Source organism: Helicobacter magdeburgensis (genome assembly GCF_000765825.2).
GTDB lineage: Bacteria > Campylobacterota > Campylobacteria > Campylobacterales > Helicobacteraceae > Helicobacter_C > Helicobacter_C magdeburgensis.
This window is the reverse complement of record NZ_JRPE02000016.1, coordinates 26476-32710: the sequence shown is the minus strand read 5'-3', so window position 1 is coordinate 32710 and position 6235 is coordinate 26476. Positions and strand designations below refer to the sequence as shown.

General features: G+C 39.3%; 7 protein-coding genes. All 7 read right to left on the bottom strand.

The genetic code is table 11. The annotated features are described in order from the left end of the window. Positions 1 to 272: 272 nt before the first annotated feature. From LS74_RS09275 to rpmH, 7 genes are read right to left on the bottom strand one after another with little or no spacing between them, the layout of a single operon-like run. Positions 273 to 1136, bottom strand: a complete 864-nt coding sequence (locus LS74_RS09275) for a 1-aminocyclopropane-1-carboxylate deaminase (RefSeq protein ID WP_034589233.1) — start codon at positions 1134 to 1136, stop codon at positions 273 to 275. Positions 1137 to 1156: 20 nt separating this feature from the next. Then, on the bottom strand, positions 1157 to 2554 hold the full coding sequence (gene mnmE / locus LS74_RS09270; RefSeq protein ID WP_034589234.1) for a tRNA uridine-5-carboxymethylaminomethyl(34) synthesis GTPase MnmE: 1398 nt from the start codon (positions 2552 to 2554) through the stop codon (positions 1157 to 1159). After that, positions 2517 to 3431: a Jag N-terminal domain-containing protein gene (locus LS74_RS09265; protein ID WP_138129071.1), complete on the bottom strand. Its 915-nt coding sequence runs from the start codon at positions 3429 to 3431 to the stop codon at positions 2517 to 2519. The genes mnmE and LS74_RS09265 overlap by 38 nt, the downstream gene beginning before the upstream one ends. Further along, positions 3428 to 5227 carry a membrane protein insertase YidC gene (yidC, locus tag LS74_RS09260; RefSeq protein WP_034589069.1) on the bottom strand — a complete coding sequence of 600 codons (1800 nt, stop codon included), beginning with the start codon at positions 5225 to 5227 and terminating at the stop codon, positions 3428 to 3430. Before yidC ends, LS74_RS09265 begins: the two co-directional genes overlap by 4 nt. Positions 5228 to 5240: 13 nt before the next feature. Beyond that, the gene (gene yidD / locus LS74_RS09255; protein ID WP_084584346.1) at positions 5241 to 5639 is read right to left on the bottom strand and encodes a membrane protein insertion efficiency factor YidD; all 399 of its coding nucleotides are present in this window, start codon (positions 5637 to 5639) and stop codon (positions 5241 to 5243) included. Then, the gene (gene rnpA, locus LS74_RS09250; RefSeq protein WP_034589067.1) at positions 5640 to 6083 is read right to left on the bottom strand and encodes a ribonuclease P protein component; all 444 of its coding nucleotides are present in this window, start codon (positions 6081 to 6083) and stop codon (positions 5640 to 5642) included. Between the two features lie 9 nt (positions 6084 to 6092). Beyond that, positions 6093 to 6227, bottom strand: a complete 135-nt coding sequence (gene rpmH, locus LS74_RS09245) for a 50S ribosomal protein L34 (RefSeq protein WP_011114959.1) — start codon at positions 6225 to 6227, stop codon at positions 6093 to 6095. Positions 6228 to 6235 lie beyond the last annotated feature (8 nt).

Genomic DNA, 6235 nt, shown 5'->3' with positions numbered 1-6235 from the left:
ATAGAGCTAATTAACAATCTTTTCATTGTTATTCTCCTTGTTGTAATTTTTGCTTGTTTAAAAAACATAGCGGAGCGGTTGTAGCACCCCCCCCCCCCCATTTGCCTTAAAACAAGGCAAATGATAAGAAAAAAGTAAAATGTATGTAACAAAATGTAATAATTTTGTAAGGTTTGGAGTAGATTTGGGTTTATATATGATGTGAATACGGATTAAAAATTAAGCCTTATGAATAGTAATAGTATAAATAATGAAAAAAAAAGAATCTCAATCTAGATTCTATGGCAGGGTTTATAGCGGTGCTCTTGTGAAATATCCCCCAGCAATCCACCAGAGTGGATAAATACAAGCTCCCGCCCCTGAAACTTTTCTAAATACTTTTCTATTATGCAAAACCCCACGCTATCATAGATTAAATCACATACTAGCCCCCTGCTTTTAAGATACTCTCTCATCTGCCAAATCTCTCTTTTTGGCTTGGCAAAGGCAAATGGGGCTTGTAAAATAAGCGGGGGCGTAAGACTATGAGCTAAAAATTTTTGCTCCAAATCCCCCTTAGCACAAGCTAATACCACCAAAGACGCATTAGGAAAATAAGAATCTAATGCCTTTTTTAACGCTACTACGCCAACGCCACTTCCACTTGTATAGAAAAGCACAGGGCTTCCACCAACGCTTTGAGATAGCTCTTTGGCTAGGGCGTCCATACCTTTTTGTGCCAGATTCACACTCCCACCTTGCGGGATAAAAAGGGCATTTTCGTAGCTTAGCGTTTTGGCATAAGATTCTAGCTTAACCACACTTGAGCCAAAAGGCAATATATGGGGCGTCATACCAAAGCTTAAAGCCATTTTAAAATTCCCAATAGGCTCACCATAAAAAGCAGGTATCACATAGTGAAACGCCACGCCCTTGATTGAGGCAAGGTAGGCAAGAGTAAGCATTGCATTAGATTGATTGCCCCCATAGCTTATCCAAACCTTATGTGTAGAATCTAGTAGCGAAAAGAATTTCCGTGCCTTGTTGCCATTGCAATATGTGTGGATACAATCATCGCGTTTAATCCAAAATCTACGATTAAAAATCTCTCTTTGCTCCACAAAAGAGCGTGAAAAATCAAGATTCACTTTTTTCATTCTTTAAGCTTATTTCCGGCTTATTTGCCTAGGCAGAATGTCCCAAAAAGCTTATCAAGGAGTTGCGAATCTTCATAGGGGTGAGTGATATTTGAAAGAGCAGTAATGCAGTCGCGTATATGATATGAGAAGAGCTCTAGCTCACCAAGATTTAGCACATCATAAGCTTTAGCAATAGAATCTAGCACATTTTTTAAACTCTCCAGCTGATAATGTGAAGTAAGGATAAGGCTATCACCCCCACTATGCGTGTTTATGATACTTTTTAGAGATTCTACAACCGCCTTTGCCCCGCCAGATTCTATACTGATATATAAAGGGCTTTCCTGCAAAACATTAGGATTTTGTGCCACAAACTCGCTTAAATGTGTGGTATCAAAAGCTAAGGGCAAATCGCTCTTTGTCAAAACAAGCAAAATATGCTTATCTGTATGTGTGGCAAGTAAATCTAAAATCTCTCTATCCTTTTCATCAAACGCCCTTGAGCTGTCAAAAAGTGCGATAATCACATCGCTTCTATCTAAAGCCTCTTTTGTTTTGGCAATACCGATTTGCTCTATTGTATCCACACTTTGGCGTATCCCAGCGGTATCCACAATCCGCACAATCACACCCTCTATCTGCAAACTCTCTTCAATCGTATCGCGCGTAGTCCCCTCCACATCACTCACAATGGCTCGTTCATACATAAGCAGGGCATTAAGCAATGAGCTTTTACCGACATTTGGTTTGCCTACAATGCTAAGTGTATAGCCCTGAATTACACCAAGTCGCATAATAGAGGCTTCATATATGTGCTTAAAGCAAGATTCTAGCTCCTGCAAAGAATCTTGCATTTGTGTAATATAGTCTTGCTCCACTTCCTCGCTGTAATCAATATTCACCTCACTAAAAGCAAGAAGGGTTAAAAGCTTTTCGCGATTTGTCTTCACAAATTCGCTTAACTCCCCTTTAAGCTGCCGCATTAGAATCTTGTTTGCTTCAAGGCTTTGGGATTGTATGATTCCAGCAATGGCGTGAGTTTGAGCTAAATCTAGGCGTCCGCCCAAAAAAGCGCGTTTGGTAAATTCACCCGCATTTGCAAGTCTCGCTCCAAGCCTTAAGCAAAGCTCTACTATGCCTTTGGCACTGCTTATTCCGCCGTGGCACTGCACCTCGCAAACATCTTGTGTCGTGTAGCTATGTGGTTTTGGGAAAAATAGCACAATGGCTTCATCAATAGCGGTATTTTCATCATAGATTTGGCATAAATGGGCGTAGCGTGGCTTAAGGGAATCTCTATGTGTGAGTTTTAAGGTGATATTGTAGGCAAGCTCCCCACTTAATCGCACAATGCTAATCGCCCCAACCCCCACAGGCGTGGCAATAGCAACAATGGTGCTATCGTCTAAAATCGTTGATGATGATGTATTTTTCATCTACCTCATTTTGTCGCACAGAGACATACTTATCGGGGAATAAATCCCGCAATTTACTTAAAGCAATATACACCAAGATTCCATCAAGTGTTTTTGTTTGCGCCCTACCATTAAGCTTTACAAGTCGCACAATATCTTTAAGATACACATCAATCATCTCTTCTTGATTTTTCAAAAACTCCGCAATTTCAAGGCGAAGTGCGTAGCCATACTTTGGATTAATCCAATTAAAAAGCAAGTATGACAGGGCTTTGTAGCGATAGCCCCTTTCTCCTATCAGCAAGGCACAATCACGCCCATCAATGTAGATATAAAGTGTGTTGTCATCATACATTTTCACTTCAAACTGATGAATCTCAAAGGGCAGGAACGCAAATAACGCTTCAAGCTCCTTGCGAATTTCAGCTATATTTGCTTCATTATCCTGCTTAGAATACATAGGTTTTGGTGCTTCGTAGAACTTTTGCGTTTCATACTCTCTTGATGTTTCATAGCTTTGTGCGCCCCAAACTGATTGTGAATCTAGGGTATAATCATCTCTGTTAGAGCTTATTTCTTGCTGTGAGAGTGTATTTTTGTCTAAATCGCGTGTAGATTCTATAAAACTATCTTGTGGGTATGAATCTTTATTTGACTGCTTTGTAGCCCTAGGATTATCTGGATTGCTTGTTTGAATAAAATGTGTTTGTGCTGATTTAGGACGAGAGTCATTACCCTTTGTCTCAACAACGATAATGGCGTCCTTTTTGCCTAAGCCCAAAAAACCACTGCTTGGATTCTGGATAATCTCATATTCTAAATCTGCCACAGAGCAATTTAACTCCGTTGATGCTTTGATAAGGGCAGCTTCTAATGTTTTTTCTACAATCTTTTTCATTTTCTCCCCCTTTGTTTTTTGTGTGTCTCTTTATGAGATTCTTTATTATGCTCGTGTTTCTCGTGATGCAGGGCGATTTCTTTAGCCTTTTTAGATTCCATAACCTTATTAATCAACATTTGTTGAATGATTGAGAATATATTATTCACCGTCCAATACAATACAAGCCCAGCAGGGAATGGGAATATAATAAAGAAAATCGTAAAAACCCACGGCAACATCTTAAAGATTTTCTCTTGCATTGGGTCTGTAAAATTTGATGGAGTAAGTCTTTGAGAGACATACATACTTAGCCCCATAAGCACAGGCAGCACAAAATATGGATCAATAGCCGATAAATCATCTATCCATAGAATCCACGCCGAGCTTTTCAGCTCCACAGCATTATGCAACACCCGATAAATAGCAAAAAATACAGGAATCTGCAATATAAGCGGCAGACAGCCACCTATGGGATTTGCCCCGTGTTTTTTATATAAATCCATCATATGTATTTGAAGTTTTTGTGGATCATCTTTGTAACGTGCTTGCAACTCTTTCATCTTTGGGGCTAAATCTTTAAGCTTTTGCATAGACACCATACCCCGATATGTCAAAGGATACAGCACCACACGCACAATCAGTGTCAAAAGCACAATCGCCCAACCCCAATTCCCGCATAAATCATACAAATACTCTAAAAGCAAGAAAAGCGGTTTAGCAAAAAATGTAATACGCCCATACTCCACTACATCAGTGAGATTTTCATCAATACCCTGCAAAACCTTATAGAATTTCGCCCCTATGTAGCCAGAAAACTCCGCATTCCCCACAAATCGCACATAAGGCATAGGATTATGTGCATTATCGCCACTCACTACGACATATAAACCTTTTTGTGCTTGTGTGAAAAATAAGCTTGTATAATACCTATCCACACTCGCTACAAAGCTAGATTCTCTCATATCCATAGCTTGTTTTGCCAAGTAATCAGCTGTAGCATCACTATCTTCTATCTTTGTCAAAACGCCATCATTGACATTGCGTGTAACCACACCCCTAAACGCATAAGTATCAGTATCAGCAGTGGGACGCATACCATTGCTTACAAAATATTCTATATCCGGTTTATTGAGTTCTACTCGCACATCATAACGCAAATTTGGGTGAATGGTGAAAATCTTTTTTAGCACCACATCGCCGAGATTTTGCGTTAAAGTCAGCTCATAAGGAGTATTGCCTAGCTTAAAGTGTGAAACACTCGCTACATAAGGCGTTTCAAATGCCTTTTTATTAAGCTCTGTATCGGTAAAACGCACTTCCATTGTATGCAGTTGTGAATCCCCAAAAAGTGGGAGCTTATCTCGCTCTGCTTTAGCTTGAGATTTAAAGCCTAAAATCTCGCCTATCATACCAAAAAGACTTTGTTGCTCGTGGCGTGTGAATTTCTCATCTTTAAGATACACCTGCTTAATCCGCCCTAATGCGTCAATTTCAATCTCAAATTCATCAGATTCTATATGGGCGATAATGCGTTGTTTAAGGGACTGTGGTGTAGTAGCAGGAGAGATAGAATCTGCAGATTCTGTTGCAGAGCTAGAATCTTGTAAATTCTCTAGTGTGGGTTGGGAGGTTTGCGGGGCTGTTTGTGCTTGAGATTCTGTTGTCTTTTGTGTATTTTGGGCTTGTGAAGCGTGTGTCTTTGGCTTTTGCGGGACAAAATATGCATACACAGCAAAAAACGCAATAGATAAGCCAACGGCTATAAGCACACGCGTAAGCGACATACCGCTATCTTGTTCATTTGGACGATACATTATATTACCTTTATTAGAGTGATTTAATGATATAAACTCGCATAGTGTAAGTTTTTTTGAAAACGCCCATTATACCCAAAAAAGCTTTATTTGTGCTAGGAACAAACCAATATTTCACATTTTTTGGCATAAAGACAATGTTTTGAAAAGATAAAGTAGCTTGTGGATAGGCTATGCCTCCGCTAAAAAGCTGATTGCAGGTTAAGATTCTAGCAAGGGATTTGAATGCGGCTAGAAAGGGATTATCAAACTTTAAAAGCCACATTACATATTCCGAACAGCTTGGATAATAGCGACAAGCCCCAACGCTCAAAGGTGAGACAAACCTTTTATACACCCTCACTAAAAAAATCAAAATCCATCGTGGAATCTCAACAAATGCACAAATATAAATCCTATGTATCACGCACATTTAGATTCTCTTTGCGTTATTTGGGGGAAATTTTTGCGATTTTACCCCACTTTGAATAATTTTAGAATGAATGACTTTAGAACAAGCAAATAATATATCCCTTTGCAATGTGGCAAAATCCGCTAGGATAATGCTCTCTCTTGCCACGATGACAAAAATATAATCCTGCAATTTAGTGCGATTTTCATACATAATCGCCTTAAGTCGCCGCTTCAGTAAGTTTCTCACACACGCCTTGCCAACCTTGCGTGAAATGCTTAAGCCCACATAGACTTCTGCGTTATGCGAAGAGAGCGAATCTACAAACTTTTGAGTGCGGAAATTATTAGGCTTGATACTTGAGATTTGAAGTGCGTAAAGTACAAAGTTTTTATGGAAGAAACGCTGTGCGTTTTTATAGATAAAGTCAAATTCTGTCTTATTTTTAAGAGAATCTAACCTCATCTACAAAGCTTATACTGAAAGTCTTTTGCGACCTTTTGCCCTTCTTGCGTTAATAACGCGTCTTCCATTTTTTGTTTTCATTCTTGCACGAAAGCCGTGAGTTCTCTTTCTTGGCGTATTGTGTGGTTGATAAGTTCTTTTCATATTGTTGC

Bases quoted from the DNA above. Each gene is read 5' to 3' on its own strand.
- yidD (WP_084584346.1), bottom strand. From the start codon at position 5,639: ATGTGCGTGATACATAGGATTTATATTTGTGCATTTGTTGAGATTCCA.
- mnmE (WP_034589234.1), bottom strand. From the start codon at position 2,554: ATGAAAAATACATCATCATCAACGATTTTAGACGATAGCACCATTGTT.
- LS74_RS09275 (WP_034589233.1), bottom strand. From the start codon at position 1,136: ATGAAAAAAGTGAATCTTGATTTTTCACGCTCTTTTGTGGAGCAAAGA.
- rpmH (WP_011114959.1), bottom strand. From the start codon at position 6,227: ATGAAAAGAACTTATCAACCACACAATACGCCAAGAAAGAGAACTCAC.
- rnpA (WP_034589067.1), bottom strand. From the start codon at position 6,083: ATGAGGTTAGATTCTCTTAAAAATAAGACAGAATTTGACTTTATCTAT.
- yidC (WP_034589069.1), bottom strand. From the start codon at position 5,227: ATGTATCGTCCAAATGAACAAGATAGCGGTATGTCGCTTACGCGTGTG.
- LS74_RS09265 (WP_138129071.1), bottom strand. From the start codon at position 3,431: ATGAAAAAGATTGTAGAAAAAACATTAGAAGCTGCCCTTATCAAAGCA.